The sequence below is a fragment of the Teichococcus deserti genome, from assembly GCF_001982615.1.
In the GTDB taxonomy this organism is placed as follows: Bacteria; Pseudomonadota; Alphaproteobacteria; order Acetobacterales; family Acetobacteraceae; genus Pseudoroseomonas; species Pseudoroseomonas deserti.
Map to the genome: position 1 here is coordinate 1 of NZ_MLCO01000381.1, position 2,124 is coordinate 2,124.

1 protein-coding gene and 1 pseudogene are annotated in these 2,124 nt (G+C 71.6%); both read right to left on the reverse strand.

What is annotated here, in order from left to right; translation table 11 throughout:
- A partial coding sequence (locus BKE38_RS27595) for an alpha-amylase family glycosyl hydrolase (RefSeq protein WP_242662594.1) occupies positions 1-1,130 on the reverse strand: 1,130 nt, incomplete at its 3' end.
- Positions 1,127-2,124 (reverse strand): annotated as a pseudogene (locus BKE38_RS27600) (glycogen debranching protein GlgX); the annotation flags it as partial. The pseudogene BKE38_RS27600 and the gene BKE38_RS27595, both read right to left, overlap by 4 nt.

The following is a 2,124-nucleotide window of genomic DNA, read 5'->3' on the forward strand; positions in this document are numbered from 1 at the left end:
TCATGGGTCTGCAGCGAGTTGACGAAGGCCGAGGCCGGCAGATGGCCGCTCTTCGTTCCGCGCGCATGGCCGAGATTCTTCGAATCCTCGCCCTGGTAGACGAAGCCCTCGGCCAGCGCGCGGGCCAGGCGCTCGGCAGGGGCATCGGCGTAATCGGCGTAATAGGCCTCGTCCTCGCCGGTCAGCAGGACGTGCAGGCAGTGATGCACGTCGTCGTTCCACTGCGCCTCGAAGGTCTTCTCCAGCAGCGAGGCGTCGTTGCGCTCGTTCTCCAGCACCAGATAGACCGGGCGGCCCGCGGTCGCGGCACGGACCCGTGCCGACAGTTCGGACAGGAAAGTGTCGCTGGTGATGGCGTGAACGGCGTCGAGCCGCAGCCCGTCGAAGCGGTATTCGCGCAGCCAGTAGACGGCGTTCTGGATGAAGAAGTCGCGCACCGCGTCGTGGCGGAAGTCGATGGCGTCGCCCCAGGGGGTCGAGATGTCGCTGCGGAAGAAGTCCGGCGTGATGGCGTGCCAGTAGTTCCCGGCCGGGCCGAAATGGTTGTAGACCACGTCCAGCATCACCGCGATGCCCTGGCCATGCGCGGCGTCGACCAGCGCCTTCAGCTCGTCCGGCGTGCCGTAGGTTTCGTCCGGGGCATAGGGCAGCACGCCGTCATAGCCCCAATTGGCGGTGCCGGCGAAGTCGTTGACCGGCATCAACTCGATGGTGTTGATGCCGAGCGCCGCCAGCCGCGGCAGCTCGGCGATGACGCCGCGGAAGCCGCCCAGCGCGCCCACATGCAGCTCGTAGACCACCGATTGCGGCCAGGGATGGGCGCGCCAGTCGGTGTGCTTCCAGCGATAGGCGCCGTGGTCCTGCACCACGCTCCAGCCGTCGACATCGCCGTCCTGGCCCTGGCTGGCCGGGTCCGGGACATTCGGGCCGTCGCCGAGGGCGAAGCGATAGCGGGTGCCGGCCGGCGCCTCGGCCTCGACCTGCCACCAGCCTTCTTCCAGTTGCTGCATCGGCAGCGGCGGCTGGTCGCGGCGCAGCAGGGTGACCTCCGGCTGGCCCGGGGCCCAGAGGCGGAAGCGGCAGAGATTGCCCGGGATCAGCCAGGCGCCGAACTGGTAGTGCTCGCTCATGCGGCTTGCTCCTGCCGCAGCGGCCAGGCGGCGAGCAGCCGGGCGGCACGGGCGGCGACGGTGATGGTGGGGCGGTCGACCGGCGCTTCCGGGGCGTCCGGCACGTCGCTGTCGAGCAGGGAGATCCAGGGCAGTTCAGGGCCGGGCAGGGTGACCTCGCAGGGCCGGTCGCCGGCGTTCAGCACCAGCAGCGTCACCTCGGTGGCCGGCGGCCCGGCGCCGCGGCGCGGCGAGTCGTCGGCGGCGCCGGCGCGGCGCAGCTGCAGCACGCGGCCCGAGGGATCGTTCCAGGCCTCGGGCGTCATCGGCGCGCCGCCGGCGTCGAACCAGCCGATGTCGCGGAGGCCGGGCAGCGGCTCGGTGAAGCCATGCAGGAAGACGGCGCTGCGCAGCGTGGGATGGCGCCGGCGCAGCATGGCGGCGCGCGCGGTGAAGCGGGCCAGCGCCTCGCCCTCCGGCGTCGCGGCCTGGGCCCAGTCCAGCCAGGAGACGGAATTGTCCTGGCAATAGGCGTTGTTGTTGCCGCGCTGGCTGCGGCCGAACTCGTCGCCGCCCAGCAGCATCGGCGTGCCGTGGCTGGCGAAGAGCGTCAGCAGCATGGCGCGCTTAAGCCGCGCCCGGGTCTCCAGGATGGCCGGGTCGTCGGTCGCGCCCTCGACGCCCCAGTTGGCGGAGAAGTTCTCGCCATGGCCGTCGCGGTTGCCCTCGCCATTGGCCTGGTTGTGGCGCCCGGCATAGCTGACCAGATCCTGCAGGGTGAAGCCGTCATGGGCGGCCAGGAAATTGACGCTGGCCCAGGGCCGGCGGCGGCGGCGGTCGAACAGGTCGCCCGACGCCGTCAGCCGCGCCGCCAGATCGGGGCGCATCCCCGCATCGCCGCGCCAGTAGCGCCGCGCGCCGTCGCGGTAGCGGTCGTTCCATTCGGAGAAGCCGGGCGGGTGCTGGCCGAGCTGGTAGCCGCCGGGGCCGATGTCCCAGGGCTCGGCGATCAGCT